Source organism: Variovorax sp. CCNWLW186 (assembly GCF_037203865.1).
Lineage (GTDB): Bacteria > Pseudomonadota > Gammaproteobacteria > Burkholderiales > Burkholderiaceae_C > Variovorax.
This window is the reverse complement of the sequence record NZ_JBBCBO010000014.1, coordinates 54686-79690: the sequence shown is the minus strand read 5'-3', so window position 1 is coordinate 79690 and position 25005 is coordinate 54686. Positions and strand designations below refer to the sequence as shown.

Here is a 25005-nt window from a genome sequence, read left to right as displayed (position 1 = left end):
CCTTTTGCGGCTGCGGCTTCGCGGATTGCGAAGCCAGGCATGCCTTTCACATTCTTGCGACGTCCTCTGCGCTACGGGAGAGTAGCGGCACTACTACGACAGAGACAAAGGACGCACGACATGATGAAACGCCGAGACTTCATTGCGGCCAGCGCCGGCGCGCTGGCCGCGCCCTGGGCCCTCGCGGCCACGGAGCTGCCCAAGGGCATCGTCAAGATCTACGTGGGCTGGGCGCCCGGCGGCGGCACCGACGTGTTCGCCCGCATCGTGGGGCAAAAGCTCTCGGAGCTGTGGGGCCGCTCGGTGGTGGTCGAGAACAAGCCCGGCGCCACCGGCGCACTGGCCGCTGATTTCTTTGCGCGTACCCGGTTTACCGAGGGCGTGAACCTGCTGATGGCCCATGTCAACACGCATGCCATCTCGCCGCACATCTTCAAGAGCATCACCTACGACCCGCTGAAAGACTTCGCGCCCATTGCCATGGTCGGCGCCACGCCGCACATCCTGGTAACCAGCGCGAAGAATTCCACCGGCTCCATCAAGGAGGTGGTCGAGCAGTGCAAAAAGAGCCCGGGGAAGATCAGCTTCGGCTCCTCCGGCACGGGATCGGTGCAGCACCTGGCGGCCGCAATGTTCAACATGGCCGCCGACGTCAAGAGCATCCACGTGCCCTACAAGGGGTCGGGCCCGATGCAGACGGACCTGATCGGCGGCCAGATCGACTACAGCTTCGACACCATGACGGCGGCCACGGCCCAGGTCAAGGCCAGGCGCATGACGGGCATCGTGCAGACGCGGCTGCAGCGGGCCAAGGGCTTTCCGGAGATGCCGACCATGGACGAGCAGGGCTTCAAGGGCTTCGACGTGTCCAGCTGGTATGGCGTGGTCGGCCCCAAGGACATGTCCAGGGACCTGGCCCTGCAGATCAACGCCGACATCAACAAGGTGCTGGCGCAGCCGGATGTGGTTGCGCGCTTCGACGGCTACGGCGTGGAGGACGGCGGCGGTTCCGTCGACAAGTTCGCGGCTTTCATGGCTGCCGAGTTCAAGAAATGGGGCGACGTGGTGCGCACCGCCAAGGTCACCGAGGAGAGCTGAAAAAATGAACCACGCGCGACAACTGCCGTTGCAGGGCATCCGGGTGCTGGACGTGAGCCAGGTCATGGCCGGGCCGTTCGCCTGCATGCTGCTGGCCGACCTGGGGGCCGATGTGATCAAGGTCGAGCCGCCGAGCGGCGACCAGACCCGCGGCGCCATGGGCTTCAAGATGAAGGGGCCGGACAGCATGGGCTTCCTGAACATGAACCGCAACAAGCGCTCGCTGACGCTGGACCTCAAGAGCGAGGACGACCGCGCATCGTTCTACAAGCTGGCCCAGACCGCCGACGTGATCGTCGAAAACTACCGCCCCGGCGCGGTGCAGCGCCTGGGCATCGACTACGAGTCGATCAAGAAGATCCACCCGAAGATCGTCTACGTCAGCATCTCCGGCTTTGGCCAGAGCGGCCCGTGGGCCGACCGGCCGGGCTTCGACTTGATGGCGCAGGCCATGTCGGGCGTGATGAGCGTGACCGGCTACCCCGGCGAGAAGCCGGTCAAGGCCGGCGTGCCGGTGGCCGATATCGGCTGCGCGCTGTTTGCCACCTATGCGCTGCTCGCGGCCTACATCGGCGCGCAGAAGTCGGGCGTGGGCCAGCACATCGACGCTTCGCTGTTCGACGCGGCCATGGCCTTCTCGGTCTGGGACATGTCCGAGTACTGGGGTACGGGCAAGCAGCCGACACCGCTGGGCACCAGCAACAAGATGAGCGCGCCCTATCAGGCGGTGAAGGCGCGCGACGGCTACTTCGTGATGGGCGCGACCAACCAGAAGCTCTGGACCCGGCTGTGCGAACTGCTGGAGCGGCCAGACCTCGTCGGGCACGCGGACTACGCCAGCGTGTCGCTGCGCCTGAAAAACCGCGAGGCGCTGATCGAGGCGCTCGAACGGGAGTTTGGCCAGCGGGACAGCGCCGACTGGATCGACGCCATGCTGGCCGCCGGCATCCCGGCCGGGCCCATCCTTTCATATCCGGAAGCGTTCGAGGGCGAGCACGGCACGCACCGCCGCATGTGCATGGAGATCGACCATCCGATCGAAGGCAAGGTCAAGAACATCGGCTTTCCCGTCAAGCTGCTGGGCACGCCGCAGCAGGTGCGCCGGCACCCGCCATTGCTGGGCGAGCACAACGAGGAAATCCTGGCCGAGATCAACACGCCCGCCAGCGCAACGGAGGCCCTGTGAGTTCAGCTGAATGCGTGCGGCTGCAAGTCCATGCATCGGGCGTGGCCGAGATCGTGATTCATCGCCCCGAGCGCCACAACGCGATGACGCTGCAGATGTACGAGGCGCTGCTGGAGCACATCGGCGCGTGCGTGCGCAACCCGGCGGTGCGCAGCCTGCTGTTCAAGGGGGCGGGTGGCAAGTCCTTCATCTCGGGCACGGACATCGGCCATTTCAAGGACTTCCAGGGCGGCCGTGACGGCATCGCCTACGAGGCCTTTGTGGAGCGCGTCATCGATGCGGTCGAGCGCGTGGCCGTACCCACGGTGGCGGTGGTCGACGGCTGGGCCGTGGGCGGCGGCCTGGCGCTGGCGACGGCCTGCGATTTCCGGGTCTGCAGCGATGCATCGCGCTTTGGTGCGCCGATTGCCAGGACGCTGTCCAACACCTTGTCGTCGCGCAACATCGCGCGGCTGCAGGCCGCCCTGGGCGTGCCGCGCGTCAAGCGCATGCTGCTGCTGGCCGACCACCTGACGGCGCAGGAAGCGCTGGCCTGCGGCTATGTGCACGCCGCCTGCGCGCCGGGCGAACTGGATGCCGCGGCCCTTGCGTTGGCGGACCGGCTCATGGCGCTGTCGCCGGTCACGCACAAGGCCGTGAAGGAGAGCATCCGCCGCATCGTCGTCGAGCAGCGGCTGGACGACGATGACCTGATCGCGGAGGTGTACGGCAGCCAGGCATTTCACGACGGGGTGGCCGCTTTCATCGGGCGTGCCTGAGTAGTGCAGGGCAGTCGTGCCCTGATGGTTTCACGGCTGCTCGAACCGTATCTCGGCCACCGTGGGCGCGTTGGGCTCCCTGGTGTTGGCATTCGCAAGGGCGCCGTCTTTCTCGGTCTTGAACCAGTAGCGGCAGCCGGTTCGGGCAACCATGGTCACGCACATGGCGCCATCGGGGTTCAAAAACCATTTGCCCGAGGCGCGACCCGGGCCGCTTCGGTTGACAAAGTCGACGCGCCCGTCGGCATAAAACTGCCAGCGCGACACCATGCCGCTCGCCAGGTTGTTCGAGACGATGGGCTTGCCGATCAAGGTGCTCTCGATCTCGGCCTTGCTCAGGTACACGCGGTCGTGCGGTCCGGGGGGCTCGTCTGAAATGGCGGGCACGGCAGCAACGCAAACAAGCGTGCGAATGGCGAAGCGGGTGATGGACATGGCATGCCCTTCCTGACGTTGCCGGAAACGTCATTCGTTCTTGGCGTCTTGATGAAGCAAATAGCATTCAATGGCGTTACAGCGCATTAACCATAAAGCGCTACTCGTCAGGGCCTCGCGCGCGGCGCGCGCACGCGAAGAAGGCGTGCTTTTTCCACAGGGCGGCTCGGCGAAGGCGGCGCTCGTGGGCAGCAATGACACGACCTGTGCTCCGGTAGCGCCTCGGTAAACAGCCGAAGAGCGTGGGGGTGGCAATTTGCGGCGGCCCGGCACTGGGGGCTGCAAATCGCGGAAAAGCACTATGGCGCCAGCCGCAATCCCGCATGTATTGCCTTGTGTCGCAGGTATCGCTGATGTAAATGCGGCTGCGTGGGGGCTTTGCCACGGTCAATCGTTGCAGGCGTTGTCGAAAACCGTCAGCTTCGATCAGGTTGGTTACCGGATATGTTCCGCCGCACCCGCGCGCCGGTTTCGCGATGTGGAGCGGTTGAACTTTCGCGCCTCGCACTTCCTAGCCTTTGCCTGCCCGTTCACTGGGCGGCCGGAAGGGGCGCGGCGGCTGCATGCCGCATGAGGTCTTTTGTTGTCAACCCGGCCAAAGCCGCGAGCCGTGTAGGACCTTTGCGCGAGCGGACGAGCGGCGGCAATGTGAAGTTCGCACATCTTGTTGCGGACCGAAGCAGTGGTAAATCGCCTTTCGCCGTACCTTCTTATTGCACTGCAGCATTGCGGACACGCTGACCATCACGGTCGGCCGGCTCCGTTGTGCTGTGGGCAATTCCTTTCATTCAATGGATGTTGCGCCGGTCTTCGGCGCACGCCTTCGCATCAAAGAGGTGGGGTATGCGTGTGTCGAAACTGCCTTCATTGGTTTTCTTGTCCAGCGGCCAGCGCCGGCAATCGGGCGCCTTTGTTCCCAAGCTGGCGGGCTATGTGCTGCTGGCTTTTGTGCTGTGGCTGATGGTCTCAACGCTGGTGCAGCCGCTCTTGTCGTCGCAGGCCACCCGGGCGGTGCTGCAGGCGCCGGTGGCGTTGATCACGTCGCCCATCAACGGCGTGGTCACGCAAATGGTCGTGCACGCCCGCGACACGGTAGAGCCAGGCACCACCGTGGCCACGGTGCGCAACCCGACCGTCAACCAGGAAATCCTGACCACGCTGCGTTCGCAGCACCTGGCGCTGCAAAGCCAGTTGGCGCAGCTGGGCAACCAGTTCAAGGCCGACAACCAGGAGATGAGGTCCGTCGGCCAGGAGGCCAACGTTCACCGCCAGGCCTCTGTGGCGCAAGCCTGGGAGGCCTGGCAGGTTGCTCGCCGGCAGCGCGACGCGGCGCACAGCATGGTCGAAGAGCAAGAAAACAAGGTCAAGACCAACCAGGCCTTGCTGGCCGAAGGCGCCATCAGCGAGCAGGTCATGAACGCATCGGTGGCGCAGCTGAACACAGCCCGAGCCACTGCGGCTGTGGCGGAGCAGGCGTTTGCCGGCCAGGCCCAGACGGTGGCAAGCGCGGGGCAGGGCGCCTTTGTGGGCACCAGCGGCAACAGCCTTTTCCAGACGCTGGCAAGCCGCCGCGAGGCGCTGCGCAACAGCGTGGGCCGCGCCCAGCAAGACGGCGCGGCCATTCTCCAGCAGCTCAAGCAAGTCATTCAGCTCGAAGACGAAGAGCGCCGCCGGGTCGAAAAGCTGTCTTCCTACGAGATCAAGGCCACGCAGGCGGGGCAGGTTCATTCGGTGCTCGCACCGGAGGGCGCCTACGTCACGGCCGGTGCCTCGCTGGTGCGCGTGACCGACTGCAGCCGGCTTGGCGTGGTGGCGGTGTTTCCGGCGCGCGTGGCCAAGCGCCTGGGCATCGGCTCCATGCTCGACGTGAAGATCGGCGAAAACTCCAAGTCGATGCCTGCGCGGGTCGAGCAATTGCTGCCGGTGGCTTCAGAAGAACTGCAAAGCACCTACAGCGTGCCGTTCCCTTACGCGGAGCAGGGCTCCCTCTACGCCGTGGCGCGCATCGAAAGCAAAGAGGCGCCAGCGGCTCCGGCGGATGGAGGCAGCAACATGTGCGCCCCCGGCAAGGTGGTGACGGCCACCCTTCAAAGATCCTGAGCACAGGCAGAAATGCACCGCCCAGCAGCCGGAACAAGCCCATGCAGGTTCTCTCCTCCATTCCGCGCACCTTGGCGCATTGCGCTCTCGCATCGATGGTGTCGATGTTGCTGATGCCCGCGGCCCATGCGCAAAAGCCTGGCGCCACGCAGCAGCAGCTCGCGCGCCAAAGCTGCGAGGGGCTGCGCCGCGCGGTGGTTGAAGACCAGAAGGGCGCAGCCTCGGGGCCGTTGTTCCTTGCGAGCTACCGGCTTGGGGACAACAAGCAGGGCCCGCCGCTGGAGCCCGCGCTGGCCGGCGCAGCCTTTACTTATGACAACGCACTGGCCGGCATTGCGCTGCTGGCCTGCGGCGACATGGCTTCGGCCAAGCGCATCGGCGATGCCGTGGTGCGCGCCATGGAGCGCGACCCGGGCATGCCCGACGGCCGCGTGCGCAACGCCTATCGCGCCGGCCCCATGACCGAAGACAAGGCCGCGCTGCCGGGCCGCTGGGATGCGGGCAAGAAGCAATGGATTGCCGATGCCTACCAGGTGAGCACCGCCACCGGCAACGTGGCGTGGGCCGCGTTGCTGCTGCTGAACCTGTCGGAGGCGGAGCGGTCCCCGGCCTACATGGCCAGCGCGCGCAAGCTGCTGGGCTGGATCGAACAGCGCACCCGTGCCAAGAATGCGCCTGACGGCTACAACGGCGGCTGGTATGGCTGGGACAACGCGCAGCGCGCGCAGACCTGGAAGTCCACCGAGCACAACATCGACATTGCCATGGCTGCAGCCTGGGCCGCGCGCGCGGGCGGGCCCAATGAAGCCGAGCGCCAGCAGGCCCGCACCGCGCTCGACTTCGTCAACCGCATGTGGAATGCGCAGGAGCAGCGCTTCAATATCGGCACCAAGGAGGACGGCGCCACCATCTCCACCGAAGCCTCTGGCCTCGATGCGCAACTGTGGCCTGTGCTGGCGGCGCCTGAAGGTTCATGCGCGTGGACCCGGGCGCTCGACTGGGTCGACAAGAACCACCGCTTCGCCGAGGGCTACGGCTTCTCGCGCAACCCCGACGGCATCTGGACCGAGGGCAGCGCGCAGGCCGCCGCAACGCTGGTGGCGCGCAAGGGCACGGCACCCGAGGCGCTGTGGCAGCTGCTTGCATCGCAACGCGCCGACAACGGCCTGTATTACGCAACCCCGAGCGCCCGCATTTCCACCGGCCTGGCCATAGGGCCGGACTCGACGGGCGCCGACTTCTACTACTACCGCTGGCCCCACTTGGGCGCTACCGCCTGGATTGCGCTTGCCGCAACCGGCTTCAACCCCTTCACCGGCAAGACCATTGCCGCAGGAGCTATCCCATCATGTCCAACCTGATCGCTACGCCGGAGTTCCAGCTCAACGCCCTTGTTGCGGGCCTCGCGCTTCTCCTCATGTCATTGGCGCGGGTCGATCGCACCAGCCATCGCATGGTGTTTGGCGCGCTTACCGCGCTGCTGCTGATGCGCTATGCCGTGTGGCGCGTGGTGGCCACCATGCCGCCTTCGGACCTGGGCTTTGAAACGCTGTTTGCATGGGTGTTTCTGGCCTTCGAGCTCACGGCCATCGTCTACACGCTGATGTCCATCCACATGCTGGTGGGCCGCCGCGACAACACGAAGCTGGCCGACCTCGGCGAGGCCGAGCTGCGCCGCCGCGGCGACAAGGTGCCTGCGGTGGATGTGTTCATCTGCACCTACAACGAAGAACTGGCGGTGCTCGAAAAAACCATCATCGCCGCGCAGGCCATCGACTATCCGCGAGTGAACGTCTGGGTGCTGGACGACACCCGGCGCGACTGGCTGCGCGACTACTGCGAGCGCAAGGGCGTGCACTACGCGCGCCGGCCCGACAACAGCCACGCCAAGGCGGGCAACATGAACAACGGGCTGAAGATTTCCGCAGGCGTAACCAACGCGCCGTACATCCTGGTGCTCGACGCCGACTTTGCGCCGCAGCGGCAAATCATCTACCGCATGCTCGGCCTCTTTGCGGACCGCAAGGTCGGGCTGGTGCAAACGCCGCAGTTCTATTACAACGCCGACCCCATCCAGCACAACCTGCGCGCCACCGACAGCTGGGTCGACGAGCAGCGCGTGTTCTTCGACGTGCTGCAACCCGCAAAGGACGCGGCGGACTCGGCCTTTTGCGTGGGCACCTCGTTCATCGTGCGGCGCGACCTGATCACCGCCGCGGGCGGCTTTCCGGTGGGCAGCGTGTGCGAAGACATCCACACCACCTACCTGCTGCTGCGGCGCGGGCATGTCACGCGCTGGCTGGGCGAACGGCTGTCGAACGGGTTGTCGGCCGAGAGCATCATCGACTACATCAACCAGCGCAGCCGCTGGTGCCTGGGCACAGTGCAACTCGCGCTGCTGCCCAACGGCCCGCTGCGCGGCAAGGGCTACAGCTTCTCGGCGCGGCTGCACTTCCTGCACGGGCTGCTGCATTGGCTGGGCAAGCCGTTCATGGCAATGATCATGCTGGCGCCTGCGCTTTATTGGTACGCGGGCGTGTCGGTGTTCCATGCCACGCCGCAAGCCTTTGCTTCGTTCGGGTTGCCGCCGCTCATGATGTTCTGGGCCTACAGCTACTGGATCAGCCAGCGGCGGTGCCTGCCGGTGTTCAGCGAGGTGAGCCAGCTCGTGGCCGCCATGGCGGTAACGGGCACGCTTGCCAGCGCAATGCTGCGGCCCTTCGGCCGCCCCTTCAAGGTAACGAACAAGGGGCTCGACCGTTCCAAGACGGTGGTGCACTGGAAGCTGGTGGCCGTGTTCGGCGGGCTGCTGGTGGCGCTGCAACTAGGTGGAGCGTCGGTGGCCTTGAGCGGCGAGGAGCTCACGCCCGGCGACGAGCTGAATCTGGTGTGGACCGGCATTGCGCTTGTTCTTTGCCTGGCGGCGCTCATCGCCTGCGTCGATCTGCCGCGGCCCGATCAGGAAGAGCGCTTTCCTTGGCGCGCGCGCACCCGGCTGCGAACGGCCACCGGCGAAGTCGACTCGCGCTTCGTCAACATTGCTGCGGATGGCGCGCTGCTCGAATCGCGCGCTCTCAAGCGCATGCGCGTGGGGCAGCCGCTGGAGGTGTACGTCGAGCCGGTCGGCTGGTTGCCTGCAAAGCTTGCCGGCAAAAGCTCGGCTGGGGCCGAACTGCGATTTGCCGGCACCGAGGCGCAGCGCGAACGTTTGGTAAGCCATGTGTTCAACGTGCCCCCGAGCCACGTCGCGGTTCAGGTACGGCCATGGCGTGCCGCGTCGGCCTTGCTCGCCAGCGCGGGCTTCGGCGCGCCCGAAGCGGGGTTCGTGCGCTTTTCTCTGCGGCTCATCTTGATGGTGCTGGCGGTGTGCGTGGTGCTGGTGGTGAGTGGCTGCAACATGACGCCACCCATGAAGCAACCCGACCTGGCGTTGCCTTCGCAATTCCCTGCGGGCACCGCGGCGCCCAATGCCGAGCCGGTCGAATGGCGCAACTTTGTTCAGGACGATGAACTGCGCGGGCTCATCGCCACCGCGCTCACCCAGAACCGCGACCTGCGCGCCTATGCCGCGAAGGCCCGCGAAGCGCGCGCCGTGTATGCGGGAAGCCGCGCCTCGCTGTTCCCGCAAATCGGGTTGTCTGGCCATGCGCAGCGCGCGCAGACCACGCCGCAAGGCTCGCTCAGCCCAGTGGGCAACGTGCCTTCTGACGGGCGCGTGTCGAACAGCTTCGACATCCAGGCCGGCGTCACGTCGTACGAGCTCGACTTCTTCGGGCGCCAGCAGAGCACCGCGCAGCAAGCCGGCGCGCTGGCGGAAGCAGGCGACAAGGACTTTGCCGCGGCCCGCATGAACCTGGTGGGGGAGGTGTCGAATGCCTATCTCACCCTGCGCGCCGACCGCGCACTGCTGGCGCTGGCAAATGCCAACGAAAGCGGCCTGGCCTCCAACGCCGACATGATCGGCCGCGCCAAGGCGGCCGGCGGTGCGGCGCAGCTCGACGTGTACCGCGCGCAGTCGCTGCTGCAGAACGCACGGGTGCGGCAAGAAGAATTCCGCATGCGCGTTGCGCAAGACCTGCAATGGCTGAACGTACTGGTCGGCCAACCGGTGCCGCCCGATACGGGCAGCGCACGGCCCTGGCCCCAGAGCTCCACGGCAACGGTTGCGGCGGGCCTGCCGTCGAGCCTGCTTCAGCGGCGTCCGGATCTTCTGGCGGCCTATTCGCGGGTGGAAGCCGCCAACGCAGGCGTGGGAGCAGCCAAGGCAGCCATGCTGCCCACCATTTCGCTCACGGCGCTGGCGGGCGGCATCAGCGGAGATTTGTCGACGCTGCTGAGCAGCGGCAACAGGAGCTGGGCCGGCGTGCTGGGCGTGTCGCTGCCCATCTTCGATTGGGGCCGCCGCTCGGCCAATATCACCGGCAACGAAGAGCGGTTGGCCGCCGCCATGGCCTCTTACGAGTACGCGGCGCAAGTCGCATTCCGCGAGACCGCCAATGCACTGATTGCCGACGACCACATGCGCCCGCAACTCGAGGCACAGCACGCCCGCGTGCAGGCGCTCGAAAAAGTGGCGAGCATTTCGCGCACGCGGTTCCGCGGCGGCCTGGAAGATTATTTTTCGAGCCAGGACGCGCAGCGCGAGCTCTATTCAGAGCAACAGCAGCTCATCGAGATGCAACTGAAGCAGGCTGTGAACATGGTCAACCTTTACAAGGCGCTCGGCGGCGGCTGGCGCGGCGCGTAATGGCATCGCATCAGCGCATGCAAGCGCGTCAAATTTCACGACTTGTGCGGATCGTGGAGTGCGCGCTGTCGTCTCCGCGCCGCTCCCTGCGTTCTTGATTGCAGACTGCGCTCGCGCTGGGCATCCGCCCCCGGGTTGCCAGTCGCAATCAAGACTTCAGGGAAATTACAGATGAAAATCAAGCACTCGGTGGCTCACGTTCTGGTGACCTCGGCCATGGCCTTCGCAATCGCACCGGCAATGGCGCAAGGCGTTGCACAAGCGGCAAAGACCGACATGCCAGCCATCTCGGGCAACGTGTACATGCCGGCCGGACAACAAAACCAGACCGGCGGCCCCATGGGCGAAACCGGCACCACGCTGCAGGCCGCCATGCCCGCCGCACCTGTGCGCGTGGTTGCCCCGGCACCGGCGCCCGAGCCGGTGCGCATGGTGGCGGCGCCGGCACCGGCACCCGTTGCTGCGCCAATGCCCGCACCTGAGCCGGCGCCCGCACCGCCGGTGCGCCGCGCCCGCGCTGACCGCGGCTGATCGACTGCGCCTCCGGCGCCTTGGCGTGGCCGCCAACTTTGAGTTGCGGCCACGCTCCGAGCCGGGTTCTCGCGCCATGTTTTGCCGCTTATGAAAAACTCCCTGCTCCTGTCTTTTGCGCTTGCATGCGGGGCAGCCTTCATTCACGCGGCAACCGGTGCTGCCGAGAATTCCGCAAGCACCCAAGCATCGGTCGAAGTGCGGCAGCTGGCGCAAGCAGCCACCAGCGCGCAAGACAACCAAGGCCTTCCTTTCGTAATCGTCGACAAGAAGAAAGCGCACGTTTTCATCTTTGGCGCTGACGGTACCCTGCAAGGCGCATCGCCCGTGCTGCTGGGGCTCGCGCAAGGAGACGAGTCGGTGCCAGGCATCGGCGAGCGAAAGCTTTCCGACATACGCCCTGATGAACGCACCACTCCCGCCGGGCGCTTTGTCTCAGAGCCTGGCGTCAACCTGCAAGGCGAAGATATTGTCTGGTTGGACTATGGCGCGGCCGTGTCCATGCATCGCGTTCGAACGAACAACAAGTCGGAGCGGCGGCTGGAGCGGCTGGCGTCGGCAAATGCGGAAGATCACCGCATCTCCTATGGCTGCATCAATGTGCCCGCGGCGTTTTACGACACCTATGTGAAGCCGGTGTTCGGCAGTGCGCGCGGCGTGGTCTACGTCTTGCCCGAGAAGCAGCCTGCACGCGCGTATTTCAGGTTCTTGCCCGAAGGCGACGGTTGACCCGGCGCCGGGCTTTGTACAGCGGTGCGCTGCAGGTTGGCGCGCTGGCCCGAAAACGTATTCGAGCCGGCGAATCGCCAACGTTGGATCGGGGCTGGTACCCCGATCGATCAGCCCACCTGGTTGATCGCGTCCTTCAACGCCTTGCCGGCGGCGAACTTGGGGCTCTTGCTGGCCTTGATGGTGATCGCTTCGCCGGTCGATGGGTTGCGGCCCTGGCGCTCGGCGCGGCTCGCCACGGTAAAGGTGCCGAAGCCGATCAGCTGAACGGTTTCTCCACGCACCAGGGCGCGCGACAGATGCTCGAGTGCCGAGTCGAATGCGCGGCCTGCGTCGGCCTTGCTGAGGTTGGTGTCTTCTGCGATTGCGGTAATGAGGTCGGTCTTGTTCAAAACAGGAGTTCCTTTCAATAGAACGGTTGGAAAAAAGATAGGTACAGCACCCGAGTTTGACTGAATGCGAACGCCGAATTCCCGCGCGGCGAGAACTTCGCCGAAGGGTGTGTGGCGTACTGGACAGAGTTGTACCCTAGTTGCGGTGTTACACGTAACCAATCCCGAACGTGAAACATTTCCTGTGGGAATTCGGGCGCACCACGTATCTTCGTGGCCAAGCCAAACAGGGCAACTTTTGATCTTGCCGGCTTGCACACCCACAGCAATGAATAACTCGGAATCTTCGGTCCTGCGCATCCGCAACTGGCGCGGCACATTGATGGCCGCCCTCGTCGGCCTGCTCATCGTCATGGCAATGATCATGAAGTGGCTCGTCGAATTTCAGGTGGATGCGGCCGAAGAGCGCCGCTCGCTGGAGGCGCTGGCGCGCGAGGCAGAGGCGCGCTGCTTTGCATTGGCTTCGTATCGCGCAACGGAGGCGTGCCGGGCGGCGCACGCAGCACGCGCCAATACGCAGAAATAACGAGACACGAGCTGCCAACGCGTTCTCGCGCTGTCAGCGCGACGGGGCCTTTGCAGAGGGTGCCTGCGGCTTCTTCGTTGCAGCGGCCTCCAGCGGCGCACAGCCTGCAAACTCCTCGGCCCCCACGTTCAGCAGCGGCAGCAATGCAGCGGCGGGAGCCACGGCACCCAGCGCAATTGCGGCACCCAGCTTGAGCGCAACCGCCCCCTTGTCGACGCCGACATCCGGGTTCTTGAACGTGCCTTTCACATAGAGCGGCGAGCGCAGCGAGAGCACGCGCAGCGCCTTGTTCCGCGGCTGGATCTCCAATGCCAGCTGCTCGCTGGACAAGTTGATTTGCCCTGTCACATTGATGATCGATTCATCGGTGTCCAGCACAAACGATCGCGTTTGCATCACGCCCTGCGTGACCTTGAAGTCGCTTGCCAGGCAGTTCAGCTGAACCTGCTTGTCGCCGAAGATCTGGGTTGCCACCACGTTGCCGATGTTCAGCCCCATGGCTTCGAGCAGGAACTTGCTCATGGTGCCCTTGCTGACCAGCGCCTTCACTTCTCCGTTCGACGTGCCCAGCAAGCTCGCAACCGAGTTGCCGACCGCGGACAATGCCGCATCGCCGCCGACTTCACCCAGGCTGGCCTGCATGGTGTTCAGCGTTGGAAAAAGCTCCTTGATCTTCAGGCGGCGCGCCGAAAACCGCACTTCCGCGCGAATCGGGTTTTGCCTGCCGTCGAGCTTGACGGTGGCGGCCAGGGTGCCGCCCGCCACGCCAAAGCTCAGCGGCGTGAGCGACAGCACGCTGTCTTTCAGATGCAAATCCGCCACCAGGCTGTCGATGGGCAGGTCCTTGGCGTGGATGATCTTGCGGCCGGCAAATTTCACGTCTGCGTCGATGCTGCCCCAGCTTGCCGTGTCGAACTTTTCCACCGGCAGCACCTTGTCCGTCGGCTGGACGGCGGCGGCACCCCGCTTGGCTTTGCTGGCGTTGGAGTCCGCGCCGATCAGCGGTGCCAGGTCTTCGAGCCGCAACTGGTTGGATTGCACCTGCCCGCGCAGCAAAGGCCGCGGCTGCTGCGAGATGTATTCGAGCGTGCCGCCAATGTCGCTTTCACCCACGCTGCCCTTGAAATGTTCGTACAGCCATCGTCCACCGGCCTTGTCGAGTTTGCCGACCAGGTGGCCTTCGGTGCTGAAGGGCGGCGTGTTGGGCAGGGTAATGCCGGTGATCGGGTACAGGTGCGCCATGCTCGCGCCCGAAAGCTTCAGCCGCAGGTCCAGCGCCGCGAGCGCATCGGGCTTGGTCAAAGTGCCTGCGATGTCGATGCGCGTGGTGCCGATCTGCACGCCTGCCTGCAGCGGGTAGGGCTTCTTGTCCTGCTGCAGCGAAAGCACCGCGCCAGCCCGGCCGCTGCCGTGCAGCGGAGTCTGGCGAAACGTGCCGCCGAGTTTCCAGCCGATGCCGTAGCCTTCAGCGGTTTCGCGCGGCAGGCTTTCGACATCGATCTTGAGATTGAGCTTTGCCTGCGCATCGGCAAGTTTCACGGTGCCGTGGTTCAGCACCAGCCGCTGCAGGTCGAGCTTCCAGGCCGATGGCGCCGTGTTGTCGGAGGCCAGCGTCCAGTTGTTCTTGCCGTCCGCGGTGCGTTCCAGCGAAAGAACGGGGCCCGCGAGTTCCAGCGTGGGGATGCGGATCGTGTGATCCAGCAGCGAGAGCGGGTTCAGCGAGAAAGTCAGCTGCTTGATTTCTGCCAGGTGCGGGCCGGTCTTGCTCCAGTCTGCATTGCCCAGGGTGATGTCGTGCGCGCTCAGCCTCGGCCAGGGCACCCAGCGGCGCCAGCCTGTTTCAGTCTCGGGGTTGTTCCACTGCAAGATCAGGTCGCCGCGTATGGCAAACGGGCGCCCGGTCGCTTCGCTCACGCGTTGGTTGATCCATGGCCGCGCACGATTCCAGTCAAGGCTCAGGACAAGTGCGATGCCAATGGCCGCCAGGCCCAGAAGGAGAAGCAGGGTCCAGGCGGCAACGCGTGGGATTTTTGATTTCAATAGAAAACGCTATGCGCGCTTGATCAGGCGAACGATGAACAGGAGCACCACGGCACCGACGGTGGCAACGATCAGGCTGCCGACAAGGCCGCCACCCATCGACACGCCGAACGTGCTGAACAAAAAGCCTCCAAGAAAAGCACCGATCACACCCACGATGAGATCGCCCACCAAGCCGAAGCCGCCACCCTTGACCAGAATGCCGGCCAGCCAGCCGGCGACCAGGCCCACAACCAGAAACCACAAAAGACTCATTACCTACTCCCTTGATCGGCCAGGATTGGCCTTGGAGCGGCAAGGGTAGCAGCGGTGCAGGCAATGGCCCGGAAACGATCAAGTCGAACTGTGAACTTGTGCTTTGTTGCCGAAAAATCGCAATCGCCTCTATCGCAGCACAAGCACCGGAATGTGCGAATGCGTCAGCACATGCAGAGTTTCGCTGCCCATCAGCAGGCGCGCAAGGCTGCGCCGGCCGTGCGAGGCCATCACGATCAGGTCGCATTGCTGGTTCTTGGCCGTCGAGATGATGGCCTCGGCCACCTGGTTGGACTTGATCACAATGGCTTGCGCGCTGCGAACGCCCTTGGCCGCCGCGGTGGTCCGCACGGTATCGACGAGGCGCTGGGCGTCGTTGTCCACCTGTTCCTGCGAGGCTTCGATTTCGCGCTGATTCATCACCATCGAACCTTCGAAGTAGCCATAGGGCAGCAGGTGCGTAACGGTCACGCTCACCAGTTCGGCCCGCGCCAGCAAGGCCAGGTCGATGGCGGCATCGACCGCTTTGTCGGAGAGTGAAGAGCCATCGGTTGCGACGAGGATGCGCTTGTACATGGCCTGCTCCTTGGCCCCCGGCACTGCGGGTGCCTTCACAGTCCAGTCTAGTACCCGGCACGAGGGCCTGCAAGCCAGGGAGCTGGGCGGTTGCCTCTAATCGCAAGCGCCGGCTCAGCCCTGGGATGGCGCTTCCCACGCAAAACCCACGCCGTAGACCGAGCGGATCCAGTCATGCGAAGGCGTCACGGCGCCCAGCTTGCGGCGCAGGTTCTTCACGTGGCTGTCGATGGCGCGTTCGGTCACGTCCATGGTGTCGTCATAGGCCAGTTCGAGCAGCCGCGCGCGCGAGAAGATGCGTCCCGGATGCCGCGACAGCACCTGCAGCAGCCCGAACTCGCGGCGTGTGAGATTGAGCGGCGTTCCCTCGAGCGAGGCGCGCCAGTGCACGTCGTCCAGCAGCAGGCCGGGCGCGCCCTGGCGGGCCTGGCTGCGCTCGCCGGGCGGTGCGGTGCGGCGCAGCACGGCGCGCACCCGCGCGACCAGTTCGCGCGGCGAAAAGGGCTTGCACACATAGTCGTCCGCGCCAAGCTCCAGGCCGAGCAGGCGGTCGACTTCTTCGATGCGCGCGGTGAGCATGATGATGGGGTGGCTGGTGCGTTCGCGCGCGCGGCGCAGCACCTCGATGCCGTCGAGCCGCGGCAGCATGATGTCGAGCAGCGTCAGGTCGGGCGGCGTTGCAACGATGTGGTCGAGCGCGCTCTGGCCATCGGCGAAGTGCTCGGTTTCGTAGCCTGCATGGCGCAGGTAGTCCTGCACCACCGATGCAATGTCCAGCTCGTCCTCGACGATGACGATGCGGGTCATGGCGATACCCCCTTCGAAAGCGGCAGCTTGATGGTCACGCGCAGTCCTCCCAGCTCTGAAGCGTCGGCGTCGATCGTGCCGCCATGCGCCTCGATGGCCGCGCGGCAGATCGAGAGCCCGAGGCCCGAGCCGCCAAGTTCGCGGTTGCGCGACGATTCCCCGCGGAACAGCCGGTCGAACAGCCGCGGCATTTCCGATTCGGGAACACCCGGCGCGCTGTCGTCGAAATGCAGGGTCAGCGAGTTGCCCGACCAGCCGCCATCGACCGAGACGCCGACGCGCAGTTGGCCGCCGGGGTCGGTGTAGGCGAGCGTGTTTTCGAGCAGGTTCATGAAGACCTGGTGCAGCCGGTGCGCATCGCCGTCGATGATCGGCTGTGCCCAGGCCGAAACCAGGTCGATCGCACTGCGGTCCACGGCAATTCCGCGCGTGGCGAAGCGGTCGCGCGTGTGGTCGAGCGCGTCTTTCAGCAGTGCAAGCGGAAACACCGCCGTCGAGAGCAGCGCGCCCTGCGGCTCGCGCATGCTGCTGCGCAGGTCGTCCACCAGCTGGCCAAGCCGTATCACCTGGCGGTGCAGCCGCAGCGCGGTGCGTTCGTCGAAGGTGCGCACGCCGTCTTGCACAGCCTCGATTTCCGCGCGCATGGCGGCCAGCGGCGTGCGAAGTTCATGCGCCGCGTCGGCCAGCCACGCACGCCTGGAGGCTTCAACGGTGTCCAAGCGCTGCGCCATGTCGTTGAAGGTCTTGCCGAGCAGCGCGAGCTCGTCCGAGCCATGCACGGCCACGCGTGTGGACAGCCTGCCGCGCGCAACGTATTGCGCCGCCTGCGTGAGTTCGTCGATGGGCCGGAACCAGCGGCGCGCCAGGAGCCACGACAGCAGCAGGGCAAATACCAGCCCGCACAGCCCGGTAAGGGCAATCACGCCGGACTGGCGTGCAAGAAAGGCGCGGTCCGCCTCGCTCTCCAGGCCCTGCAGCGGTGCGAGCACCAGGTAGCCGACGACCGACCGGCCGTGCCGGATGGGCAGGCGCGCGGCGTTTTCCTGGTCGACCTTCGCCCCGACCACGTGCGCGCCTTGCGCATCTACCACCGCCAGGCGCTGGTAGATGGAATCGGCGGCCTCGCGCGGGTCCGGAAAGAACCAGGGCGGCGGCATCGGCGAAAAGCGCCTGGGCAGCAGCTCGAGCTGCGGGGAAGGCGAGGGCGGAGGAGGCGGGCGCAAGCCGCCCTCGGCGCCGTTGCCACCCGGCGGCCGGTTCTCGTACCAGGGCGGCAGCTTTCTTTCGTCGGCGTTGTTGGCGCCATCGAGCACGGCGGCGAGCCGGCCCATCTGCAGGCGGTGCCAGGCGTCTTCGTTGTCGCGCAGCTTCTTCCAGTCGCCGTTGGCTGCATAGTGCTTCAGCAGGAGCTGCGAGAGCCAGTCCATCCGCCGGATCTCGATCTCGGCCACGTAGGAGCCCAGGCCGCGCTGCAGCGCAACGATGGAAAGACCCGCAAAGCTGAGCAGCAACACGATCAGCAGCGCGGCAAGCGCAAGGAAGATCTTTCTGGAAAGGGTCAGGCGCGGCATGGGCTCATGGGGTGCATGGGCGCATTCTCCGGCATGCGTTCGGAAGCAAGGGGCGGCATAGGCAAGCCGGCAATCGTGACCGCGAATCGAGGAGGAAATTGGGAGAAGCGCTTCTCCAACATTTCTCCCGAATCAAAACGCACCATGCGGGGCATGAACCCGTTCACGCCCATGTACACGCAGCACCTCGCGGGCATTCTGGTCTTCTGCGGGCTGGTGGCCGGTGCACTGCTGGCGGCGAGCGGCGGATGCGTGGCGGCCGGCAAGGACGGCGCGGCAAATTCGAGTCTTTCCACCCTGGCGCCGATCATGGCCGCCGGCAGTGGCTCCGCGCGGCCAGCGCCTTCGGCCTGCGCGGCATCTCAGCCCGGGCGTTCCTCGAAGGCAAAGCCGACGCCGTAGATCGAGCGTATCCAGTCGTGCGAGGGCGACACGGCGGCGAGCTTCTTGCGCAGGTTCTTGATGTGCCCGTCGACCGCGCGTTCGTTCACGTCGAGCGCTTCCGGAAATGCGGCTTCCAGCAGCGTAGAGCGTGCGAACACGCGCCCCGGTTCGCGCGAAAGCGTCTGCAGCAGCCGCAGTTCGCGGCCGGTGAGCGCCAGCGGGCGGCCCTCGATCCTCACGCCGCCGGACAGGTCGCCAAACGCCACCGAAGGCGAGGGCATCGCGGTGCGATGGCGCTGCGCATGCCGGCGCAAGACCATGTTCACCCGCGCCACCACCTCGCGCGGCGAGAAGGGCTTGCATACGTAGTCGTCGGCTCCCAGGTCGAGTCCGCGCAGCCGGTCGGCCTCGCGGGTGCGGGCCGTCAGCACGATGATGGGATGATCGCTGTGCGGGCGCACTTTTTCGAGCACCCGCAGCCCGTCGTAGCGCGGCAGCGCGGTGTCGAGCAGTGTGAGCGCCGGCGGCGAAGTGAGGATGCGGTCGACCGCCTGCGCAGCGTCGCCAATGTGTTCGACCTGGTGGCCCGCGCGCTGCAGGCCCTCCAGCAGCATGGCCGCCATATCGCGGCCTTTTTCCACCAGCAGGATCCGGCTCATGGAATGGTGCTCCGGTTCAGAACGAAGTGCCGATCTGGAACTGGAAGCGCTGCGTGCGGTCGGCCGCAATGCCGTTGGCTTCGTCCGCCTTCTGGTACTTGAGCGGCACCGCATAGGCCAGCCGCAGCGGGCCGAGCGGAGAGATCCAGCTGATGCCCAGGCCCGCGGATGCGCGCAACCGGTTCTGGGCCTTCCATTGGGCGTCGGTCATGCTCGCGGTGCGCTCCGCGAACACGTTGCCGGCATCAAGAAAGGTGTAGAGCCGAAGCGACTTGTCGTTACCGGCGCCCGGAAACGGCGTGCTGAACTCCATGTTGAAAATGGCCTTGCGCGTGCCGCCGAGTGCGCCGCCCGTGACCGCATCGGTCGGCCCCAGCGAGTTCTGCTCGAACCCGCGAATGGAGCCGAGCCCGCCCGCATAGAAGTTCTTGAAAATCGGATACGCCGTGCCGCCCAGCGCCCTGGCATAGCCGAGCTGGCCGTTGATGGCGAGCGTGTATTGCTTGGAGAGCGGAAAGTACTGTTGGTACTGGTAGGTGGTCTTCAGGTACCGCAGCTCGCTGCCCACACCCATCTCGAGGTTGGCGCTTTGCAGGCGACCCCGAGTCGGAACGAGCGCGCTGTCGCGGTCGTCGCGTCCCCAGCCGATGGTGGCGGGAATACCCACCATGTTCTTCGATGCGCACACCACGCTGGGCGCGGTGCCCGTGCATTGAAAGTAGTCGAGGTAAGCCTGCGGCGTGCCGGTGTACACATAGGAACCATCGACCAGCGTGTAGGCGCCGTTCGACCCCGGTGTGAAGCTGTAGCGCTCCACGCCGATGCCGAGGTACACCGTGTCCAGTTCGCCCAGCGGCAGCCCGAAGCGCACCGAGCCGCCGTCGCTCGCAAGCTTGTAGTTGCCGTCCGCCTCGTAGTAGGGACGGGTGGTGTTGTGAAACACATTGAAGGTGCGCGAGATGCCGCTCGCCGTGAAGTACGGGGCGGTGGCGGTCAGCGAGACGGTGCGGTTGTACGAACTCGTGTTGACCTGCAGCCCCAGGTAGTTGCCCGAGCCGAACACGTTTTCCTGCGTGATGCCGAAGCTCAGCGACACCTTGTCGGTCGACGAATAGCCCGCGCCCAGCTGCAGTGAACCGGTCGGCTTCTCGGTCACGTTCACTGTCAGGTCGACCAGGTCGGGCGATCCCGGTACCTCGGTGGTTTCGATGTTCACTTCGGTGAAAAATCCCAGGCGGTCCACGCGGTCGCGCGAGAGCTTGATCTTGTTGCCGTCGTACCAGGCGCCCTCGTACTGGCGGAACTCGCGGCGAATGACCTCGTCGCGCGTGCGCGCATTGCCTCCGATGTTCAGGCGTCGCACATACGCACGCCGCGAAGGCTCGGCGCGCAGCACCATCACCACGCGGTTGTTGTCGCGGTCTATCTCCGGCTCGGCCTTGACGCGTGCAAAGGCATAGCCGAAGGTGCCGAAATAGTCGGTAAAGGCCTTGGTGGTGGCCGCCACGTCTTCACCGTTGTAGGGCTGGCCCGGGCGAATGGTGACGAGCGACTTGAACTCGACCTCCCGACCCAGGTAGTTGCCTTCGAGCCTGATGCCGGCCACCCCGAACTTCTTGCCCTCGGTGATGTTGACCGTGAGCGTGATCGACTCTCGGTCCGGCGAGATCGCCACCTGCGTGGAGTCGATGCGGAACTCGAGATAGCCCCGAGTGATGTAGAAGGAGCGCAGCGTTTCCAGGTCGCCGTTGAGCTTGCTGCGTGAATACTGGTCCGACTTGGTGTACCAGCTCAGCCAGCCTCCGCTGTCCTGGTCGAACAGGTCGAGCAGGGTGCCTTCGCTGAAGGCCTGGTTGCCCGCCACGTGCACTTGCTTGATGCGCGCGGGCTCCCCCTCTGTGACCGTGAAGGTCAGGTTCACGCGGTTGCGTTCGAGCGGCGTCACGGTGGTGATGACCTGCGCGTTGTACAGGCTGCGGCTGATGTACTGGCGCTTGAGTTCCTGTTCCGCGCGATCGGCCAATGCCTTGTCGTAGGGCCGTCCTTCGGCCAGGCCCACCTCCCGCAGCGCCTTCTGGAGTGCCGCCTTTTCGAACTCCTTGGTGCCGACGAAGTCCACGTCGGCAATGGAAGGGCGCTCTTCGACGATCACCACCAGCACGCTGCCGGTCACGTCGATGCGCACGTCCTTGAAAAGGCCAAGCTCGAACAGCGATCGGATGGCCGCGCTGCCGCGGTCGTCGCTGTAGGTGTCGCCGGTCCTGATGCCGAGCGTGGAGAAGACCGTTCCCGGCTCGACGCGTTGCAGGCCCTCGAGCCGGATGTCCTTCACGGTGAACGGATCGGCAGCCCAGGCGGTGGCGCAGGCCAATGAAGTGAACAGTGCGGTAAACAGCGCAGCGCGAGCCGCAGCAGGCTTGAATGGATTCATCGCCGCATGGTCTGCACCAAAGTCGGAGAAATCTGGGACACCCTTCATCCCGCATGGGCCGCCGTGCGTAGTGTTTACTGAAGTCCGATGCCGTTCGCGAGGATTGCCGCGCTGGCGCTGCCCGCATTCCAGCGCACCGAAACCTGCTCGCTCCTTTCGCGGCAGTTATGCATGTGGTCTTCCATCGAAAGGCCTCCCTGTATGTCGAGCAGCCGCTGCGCGGTGCGGTCGATGGCGTCGGCATCGAGCAACGGGTAGGTGCGCGCGGTGCGACCGTTGTTGCGCACCAGGCGCGCGATGTAAGGCAGGTCTTGCTGGGTAATCACCGCGGCCGGCATCACGCCTTCGAGCTCGACGCCCTCGCAGGGCAACAGCACGAAGTACTGCAGGCGCAGGTCGTCGCTCAAGAGGCTTCGCAGCTGCGTCGTCTTGCGGCCGCCCTGCCATGCGGGGTCTTTCACTTCGCGCGCCCTGGTGCAGCCCTGCAGGCGCAGAAACCAGCGCGGCGGCGCCTGGTCCGATTTCTTGCGGTAGACAAAGGCGTTGCGCCAGGCCTTGATCTCGAACAGGTAGACGCCGGTTTCGCACACCAGCACCGCGTCGATCTTGGCGGTGCGAACCGGGCTTCCCTCGGGCATGGGAATGATCAGGTTGCGCAATATGCGCAGGTGCGAAAAGGCCGGGCTGAATGCGCTGGCGAGCTGCTGCACACCCAGCGAGGCTGCGATGGTGTTCTGCAATGCAGTGGTCATATCGGGCTCCTTCGGTTGCCGAGCATCGCGTGCCATTTGGGAGATTTCTGGTACGAGGCCTTGCGCGGTCGAAGGGCTTGGGCGTGCGCACAAACAACAGTCGGGTGCCGGGCAGGGCGTACCGACCAGATTCCTCCAAATTTGAACGGGACCATCCGTCCAGCTGCTCGATGAAGAGCTGCTGAAAACCGGAGAAACCTGAATGAAGAAATCCCTCACGGCAATCGCCGCGCTGGCCGTTACCGGCCTGGCCTCTGCCCAATCGTCCGTCACGTTGTTCGGCGTCATCGATGCCGGCGTGACCTACCAGTCGGCCACCTCGCGCGACGCGACCACGGGCTTGAGCTCGAAGCAGAGCAAGTGGAGTCTCGCCAACTCCGGCTACAACTCCAGCCGCCTCGGCTTCCGCGGCACGGAAGACCTGGGCGGCGGCCTGGCAGCGAGCTTCTGGCTCGAAGCGCCGATCACCAACGACGACGGTGCCAGCGGCGTTTCCACCTTCAACCGCCGTTCCACCGTGAGCCTCTCGGGCGGCTTTGGTGAACTGCGGCTGGGCCGCGACTACACCGCCACCTTCTGGAACGACACGGTCTTCGATCCGTTCGGCACCAACGGTTCGGGCACCAACGTGATCAGCACGGTGAACGGAAGCACCGGCCTGAACAACGCCAACTATGTGCGCGCGAGCAACATGGTGGGCTACTTCCTTCCGCCCAACCTTGGCGGCTTTTATGGGCAGGTGCAATACAGCCTGAACGAGAACACCAAGACCAGCGCCACCGACCTGACGGCCGCGTCCAGCAGCAGCGCAGGCCGCTACGTCGGAAGCCGGTTCGGCTATGCCAACGGGCCGCTCGACGTGGCTTTGGCGATGGGCGAGAACGTCGCGGCCGACACCACCACGTTGACCCGCAAGGTGCAAACCATCAACCTCGGCGCTTCTTACGACTTCGGCCCGGTCAAGCTGTTCGGCGAACTCTCGAACGTGAAGAACAAGTTCGAGCTCGCAGCCGGCAACAGCCGCGACAGCTACAACGGCTACCTGATCGGCGCGAGCATGCCGGTGGGTGCGGGCCTAATCCGCGCGTCTTACTCCATGGTGCGCTACAACGAAGGCGCTGCCGGAATCACCGGTGAAGATCCGCGCGCGCAGAAGCTGGCCATCGGCTATGTGCACAACCTCTCGAAGCGTACGGCCCTGTACGCGACCGTTGCGCGCGTGAACAACCGCAACGACGCGGCCTATACCGGAAGCCTGAGTTCCGCGAGCACCACCGGTTACGGCAGCGCCGGCGTCGGCTACACGGGGCTGCCGCGTTCCTCTACCGGCTACGACTTCGGCATTCGCCACGCCTTCTGACGCGAAGGCCCCGGAACCGCGTGGGGCGAGGTTGCGGTTTGCCGCCCCGCCGCACGCGGCCGTTCCACCGACTGTTCGTGAGTTATCAAATGATCAGAAGAATCCATCATCTGGCGGGTGTGCTCGCCGTTGCCGGCCTTTCGGGTTGCGTCATGCTGCCGCCGCCTCCACCCTTCGGACCTCCGCCGGGCAGGGGCGCCTATCCGGGTTTTCGCGGCGAGGCGCCGCTGCCGCCGGGAGCGCATGGCGTGCCCATGGCCGGCTGGAACGTGTGCGAAGGGCAGGCCGAGGGTGGGCGCCCAGTGGTGCCCGGACGGCATGCGGATGCGCTGTCGGGCAGTTGCGAGCGGGGCGCCGGCGGCGTGCTGGAACTCCGGCCTTCGCCGGGCCGTTGAAGGCGCGTTCACATGTATTCCAGCCATCTGGGCCTGGCCATTGCCGTCGCCATCGCAATCGGATTGACCGCGGTGCTTGCCTTCATCGCTTCCCTGCTGGTCTCCAACATGAAGGCCGGCGCTCAGGCGCGTGAGATGGCGGCCCAGGCAAAGCGGGAGGCGCGGCAAAAAACAAGCGAGAGCCGCGCTCAGGATCTCCGGCCGCTCATCGCTTCATTGCAGCATTCCACGAATTGCGGAAGTGCGCCGGAGCGATCCATCCGCATCGACATACGCGTTCCGCAAGACGTGGTGCCGGTGTTCGGCATCGAGGCCGAACTGGAAGAACTGCTCTCCAAGGTGGCCCGCTATGCGGTCGACGTGATGTCGCCGGGCGCAACGCTGCAGGTGTCGGCGCGTGTGGAAAGCGGCCATGCCGTCGTCCACTGGCGGGATGTCGACGCTGCCGAGCCGAGCCCGCCCCTGGCACGCTTTCTCGATACGACGCAGGCGGCCGTACAGGCGAGCGCACGAATGTGCGAACGCATAGCAAGCCGCCACGGCGGCCGTCTTTATGCGGCGCCGCATCCAGGGGGCGCCTTGGGCCTGACGCTGCGCTTGCCGCTGTTCAGCCGAGATCCAGCTTCTTGTGTTCGCCCAGCGACGGCGGCTGATCGCCGGTGATGGCCGCCTTGGCCATCTTCAGCAACTGCACCATCTTGCTTTCCTTCACGTCCCAGTATTCGGCGCCGATGATTTCGACTGCAAGCAATGCCAGGTTCGGATCGGTCGCACCGCCGGGAAACCAAGCCTTGGCCGCGGGGTTGAAAAGAGCTTCCTTCTTGGCCTGGTCTTCCCGCAGCGTGGCGCGGCCGGTCACGGACACATAGCTGTCGGCGTCGGTGTTGGCGTAGGCAATGTTCACGCTGGGGTCGCTTGCCACATGGCGCGCAATGTCGCCATTCTTGGGCACGAAGAAGTAGAGCGTCGAGCCTTCTTCGATGTTCTTGCTCTGCGTGGTGAGCGGGTGGCTGTGCAGCTGGCCGTCAGCGTGGCGATGGGTCAGCATGCCGTAGCGGGTGTCCTTGATCAGGTCCCAGAGCTTGGCGTGTTCGTCGGTGGTGGTCATGGCTTGGTTGCTCTCCGTTGTTCGTTCGCGGGTTCGCGTGGTTCGAAAATAGAAAGCACCACCGTAGGCGGCCGAAAGCCGGCGCCATGAGGAAGTTGGGCGCATGCGCGTGTCATCCGATGCCGACGCAAGGCGCGGACCGGAATGGCACGAATGCGCGAATGC

The 25005-nt window shown here is 65.3% G+C and carries 24 protein-coding genes; 13 read left to right on the top strand and 11 right to left on the bottom strand.

Annotated features, from left to right (window positions below):
• Positions 1-123: 123 nt before the first annotated feature.
• From V9K97_RS17670 to V9K97_RS17660, 3 genes are read left to right on the top strand one after another with little or no spacing between them, the layout of a single operon-like run.
• Positions 124-1098 carry a Bug family tripartite tricarboxylate transporter substrate binding protein gene (locus tag V9K97_RS17670; protein ID WP_337319709.1) on the top strand — a complete coding sequence of 325 codons (975 nt, stop codon included), beginning with the start codon at positions 124-126 and terminating at the stop codon, positions 1096-1098.
• Between the two features lie 4 nt (positions 1099-1102).
• On the top strand, positions 1103-2284 hold the full coding sequence (locus V9K97_RS17665) for a CaiB/BaiF CoA transferase family protein (protein ID WP_337319622.1): 1182 nt from the start codon (positions 1103-1105) through the stop codon (positions 2282-2284).
• A complete protein-coding gene (locus V9K97_RS17660) occupies positions 2281-3042 on the top strand; it encodes an enoyl-CoA hydratase (protein WP_337319620.1) in 762 nt (253 codons plus the stop codon). The genes V9K97_RS17665 and V9K97_RS17660 overlap by 4 nt, the downstream gene beginning before the upstream one ends.
• A gap of 30 nt (positions 3043-3072) precedes the next feature.
• Here the strand turns inward: V9K97_RS17660 and V9K97_RS17655 are convergent, their stop codons facing one another.
• On the bottom strand, positions 3073-3477 hold the full coding sequence (locus V9K97_RS17655; RefSeq protein ID WP_337319618.1) for a hypothetical protein: 405 nt from the start codon (positions 3475-3477) through the stop codon (positions 3073-3075).
• Between the two features lie 843 nt (positions 3478-4320).
• Between V9K97_RS17655 and V9K97_RS17650 the strand changes: the two genes are divergently transcribed.
• The 5 genes from V9K97_RS17650 (at position 4321) to V9K97_RS17630 (ending at position 11584) form a co-directional block, all read left to right on the top strand.
• On the top strand, positions 4321-5577 hold the full coding sequence (locus V9K97_RS17650; protein WP_337319616.1) for an HlyD family efflux transporter periplasmic adaptor subunit: 1257 nt from the start codon (positions 4321-4323) through the stop codon (positions 5575-5577).
• A 41-nt stretch (positions 5578-5618) separates the two neighbouring features.
• Positions 5619-6938: a hypothetical protein gene (locus V9K97_RS17645; protein WP_337319614.1), complete on the top strand. Its 1320-nt coding sequence runs from the start codon at positions 5619-5621 to the stop codon at positions 6936-6938.
• Positions 6926-10324, top strand: coding sequence for an efflux transporter outer membrane subunit (locus tag V9K97_RS17640; RefSeq protein ID WP_337319612.1), 3399 nt, complete (start codon positions 6926-6928; stop codon positions 10322-10324). Before V9K97_RS17645 ends, V9K97_RS17640 begins: the two co-directional genes overlap by 13 nt.
• A 171-nt stretch (positions 10325-10495) precedes the next feature.
• Positions 10496-10855, top strand: a complete 360-nt coding sequence (locus tag V9K97_RS17635; RefSeq protein ID WP_258502177.1) for a hypothetical protein — start codon at positions 10496-10498, stop codon at positions 10853-10855.
• Positions 10856-11053: 198 nt separating this feature from the next.
• The gene (locus V9K97_RS17630) at positions 11054-11584 is read left to right on the top strand and encodes a L,D-transpeptidase (RefSeq protein WP_337319610.1); all 531 of its coding nucleotides are present in this window, start codon (positions 11054-11056) and stop codon (positions 11582-11584) included.
• A 110-nt stretch (positions 11585-11694) separates the two neighbouring features.
• Here the strand turns inward: V9K97_RS17630 and V9K97_RS17625 are convergent, their stop codons facing one another.
• Positions 11695-11976, bottom strand: coding sequence for an HU family DNA-binding protein (locus tag V9K97_RS17625; RefSeq protein ID WP_337319608.1), 282 nt, complete (start codon positions 11974-11976; stop codon positions 11695-11697).
• Positions 11977-12244: 268 nt separating this feature from the next.
• On the opposite strand from V9K97_RS17625, the gene V9K97_RS17620 reads away from it, so the two are divergent.
• Positions 12245-12502 (top strand): hypothetical protein, encoded by a 258-nt coding sequence (locus tag V9K97_RS17620; RefSeq protein WP_337319606.1) that lies wholly within the window; start codon positions 12245-12247, stop codon positions 12500-12502.
• Positions 12503-12535: 33 nt separating this feature from the next.
• Here the strand turns inward: V9K97_RS17620 and V9K97_RS17615 are convergent, their stop codons facing one another.
• The 5 genes from V9K97_RS17615 to V9K97_RS17595 all read right to left on the bottom strand — a co-directional run bounded on the left by V9K97_RS17615 (position 12536) and on the right by V9K97_RS17595 (position 17751).
• Positions 12536-14542, bottom strand: coding sequence for an AsmA family protein (locus V9K97_RS17615; protein WP_337319604.1), 2007 nt, complete (start codon positions 14540-14542; stop codon positions 12536-12538).
• Positions 14543-14551: 9 nt separating this feature from the next.
• Entirely contained in the window at positions 14552-14797 is a 246-nt protein-coding gene (locus V9K97_RS17610; protein WP_126747001.1) for a GlsB/YeaQ/YmgE family stress response membrane protein, read from the bottom strand.
• A 129-nt stretch (positions 14798-14926) separates the two neighbouring features.
• Complete coding sequence (locus V9K97_RS17605; RefSeq protein ID WP_126747000.1) at positions 14927-15373, bottom strand: universal stress protein; 447 nt, start codon at positions 15371-15373, stop codon at positions 14927-14929.
• A gap of 114 nt (positions 15374-15487) precedes the next feature.
• Positions 15488-16180: a response regulator gene (locus tag V9K97_RS17600; protein WP_337319601.1), complete on the bottom strand. Its 693-nt coding sequence runs from the start codon at positions 16178-16180 to the stop codon at positions 15488-15490.
• Positions 16177-17751, bottom strand: coding sequence for an ATP-binding protein (locus tag V9K97_RS17595; protein WP_337319599.1), 1575 nt, complete (start codon positions 17749-17751; stop codon positions 16177-16179). The genes V9K97_RS17600 and V9K97_RS17595 overlap by 4 nt, the downstream gene beginning before the upstream one ends.
• 144 nt (positions 17752-17895) lie before the next feature.
• Between V9K97_RS17595 and V9K97_RS17590 the strand changes: the two genes are divergently transcribed.
• Entirely contained in the window at positions 17896-18153 is a 258-nt protein-coding gene (locus V9K97_RS17590; RefSeq protein ID WP_337319597.1) for a hypothetical protein, read from the top strand.
• Here V9K97_RS17590 and V9K97_RS17585 read toward each other — a convergent pair.
• From V9K97_RS17585 to V9K97_RS17575, 3 genes are all read right to left on the bottom strand, one after another.
• On the bottom strand, positions 18114-18794 hold the full coding sequence (locus tag V9K97_RS17585; RefSeq protein WP_337319595.1) for a response regulator: 681 nt from the start codon (positions 18792-18794) through the stop codon (positions 18114-18116). The genes V9K97_RS17590 and V9K97_RS17585 overlap by 40 nt on opposite strands.
• 16 nt (positions 18795-18810) lie before the next feature.
• Positions 18811-21225 (bottom strand): outer membrane protein assembly factor BamA, encoded by a 2415-nt coding sequence (bamA, locus tag V9K97_RS17580; RefSeq protein ID WP_337319593.1) that lies wholly within the window; start codon positions 21223-21225, stop codon positions 18811-18813.
• A gap of 74 nt (positions 21226-21299) precedes the next feature.
• A complete protein-coding gene (locus tag V9K97_RS17575; protein ID WP_337319591.1) occupies positions 21300-21977 on the bottom strand; it encodes a nuclease-related domain-containing protein in 678 nt (225 codons plus the stop codon).
• Between the two features lie 202 nt (positions 21978-22179).
• Here V9K97_RS17575 and V9K97_RS17570 point away from each other — a divergent pair, with 202 nt between their 5' ends.
• The 3 genes from V9K97_RS17570 (at position 22180) to V9K97_RS17560 (ending at position 24395) form a co-directional block, all read left to right on the top strand.
• A complete protein-coding gene (locus tag V9K97_RS17570; protein WP_337319589.1) occupies positions 22180-23337 on the top strand; it encodes a porin in 1158 nt (385 codons plus the stop codon).
• A gap of 89 nt (positions 23338-23426) precedes the next feature.
• Entirely contained in the window at positions 23427-23732 is a 306-nt protein-coding gene (locus V9K97_RS17565; protein WP_337319587.1) for a hypothetical protein, read from the top strand.
• 12 nt (positions 23733-23744) lie between these two features.
• Entirely contained in the window at positions 23745-24395 is a 651-nt protein-coding gene (locus tag V9K97_RS17560) for a sensor histidine kinase (RefSeq protein WP_337319585.1), read from the top strand.
• Here V9K97_RS17560 and V9K97_RS17555 read toward each other — a convergent pair.
• Positions 24340-24840: a pyridoxamine 5'-phosphate oxidase family protein gene (locus V9K97_RS17555; protein ID WP_337319583.1), complete on the bottom strand. Its 501-nt coding sequence runs from the start codon at positions 24838-24840 to the stop codon at positions 24340-24342. The genes V9K97_RS17560 and V9K97_RS17555 overlap by 56 nt on opposite strands.
• Between the last annotated feature and the right edge of the window lie 165 nt (positions 24841-25005).

Excerpts from the sequence above, each read along its gene's own strand:
- V9K97_RS17560 (WP_337319585.1), top strand. The coding sequence starts at position 23,745 with ATGTATTCCAGCCATCTGGGCCTGGCCATTGCCGTCGCCATCGCAATC.
- V9K97_RS17640 (WP_337319612.1), top strand. The coding sequence starts at position 6,926 with ATGTCCAACCTGATCGCTACGCCGGAGTTCCAGCTCAACGCCCTTGTT.
- V9K97_RS17555 (WP_337319583.1), bottom strand. The coding sequence starts at position 24,840 with ATGACCACCACCGACGAACACGCCAAGCTCTGGGACCTGATCAAGGAC.
- V9K97_RS17620 (WP_337319606.1), top strand. The coding sequence starts at position 12,245 with ATGAATAACTCGGAATCTTCGGTCCTGCGCATCCGCAACTGGCGCGGC.
- V9K97_RS17610 (WP_126747001.1), bottom strand. The coding sequence starts at position 14,797 with ATGAGTCTTTTGTGGTTTCTGGTTGTGGGCCTGGTCGCCGGCTGGCTG.
- V9K97_RS17585 (WP_337319595.1), bottom strand. The coding sequence starts at position 18,794 with ATGAGCCGGATCCTGCTGGTGGAAAAAGGCCGCGATATGGCGGCCATG.
- V9K97_RS17570 (WP_337319589.1), top strand. The coding sequence starts at position 22,180 with ATGAAGAAATCCCTCACGGCAATCGCCGCGCTGGCCGTTACCGGCCTG.
- V9K97_RS17650 (WP_337319616.1), top strand. The coding sequence starts at position 4,321 with ATGCGTGTGTCGAAACTGCCTTCATTGGTTTTCTTGTCCAGCGGCCAG.
- V9K97_RS17600 (WP_337319601.1), bottom strand. The coding sequence starts at position 16,180 with ATGACCCGCATCGTCATCGTCGAGGACGAGCTGGACATTGCATCGGTG.
- V9K97_RS17635 (WP_258502177.1), top strand. The coding sequence starts at position 10,496 with ATGAAAATCAAGCACTCGGTGGCTCACGTTCTGGTGACCTCGGCCATG.
- V9K97_RS17590 (WP_337319597.1), top strand. The coding sequence starts at position 17,896 with ATGCGGGGCATGAACCCGTTCACGCCCATGTACACGCAGCACCTCGCG.
- V9K97_RS17595 (WP_337319599.1), bottom strand. The coding sequence starts at position 17,751 with ATGCCGCGCCTGACCCTTTCCAGAAAGATCTTCCTTGCGCTTGCCGCG.
- V9K97_RS17645 (WP_337319614.1), top strand. The coding sequence starts at position 5,619 with ATGCAGGTTCTCTCCTCCATTCCGCGCACCTTGGCGCATTGCGCTCTC.
- V9K97_RS17655 (WP_337319618.1), bottom strand. The coding sequence starts at position 3,477 with ATGTCCATCACCCGCTTCGCCATTCGCACGCTTGTTTGCGTTGCTGCC.
- V9K97_RS17575 (WP_337319591.1), bottom strand. The coding sequence starts at position 21,977 with ATGACCACTGCATTGCAGAACACCATCGCAGCCTCGCTGGGTGTGCAG.
- V9K97_RS17565 (WP_337319587.1), top strand. The coding sequence starts at position 23,427 with ATGATCAGAAGAATCCATCATCTGGCGGGTGTGCTCGCCGTTGCCGGC.
- V9K97_RS17665 (WP_337319622.1), top strand. The coding sequence starts at position 1,103 with ATGAACCACGCGCGACAACTGCCGTTGCAGGGCATCCGGGTGCTGGAC.
- V9K97_RS17605 (WP_126747000.1), bottom strand. The coding sequence starts at position 15,373 with ATGTACAAGCGCATCCTCGTCGCAACCGATGGCTCTTCACTCTCCGAC.
- V9K97_RS17670 (WP_337319709.1), top strand. The coding sequence starts at position 124 with ATGAAACGCCGAGACTTCATTGCGGCCAGCGCCGGCGCGCTGGCCGCG.
- bamA (WP_337319593.1), bottom strand. The coding sequence starts at position 21,225 with ATGAATCCATTCAAGCCTGCTGCGGCTCGCGCTGCGCTGTTTACCGCA.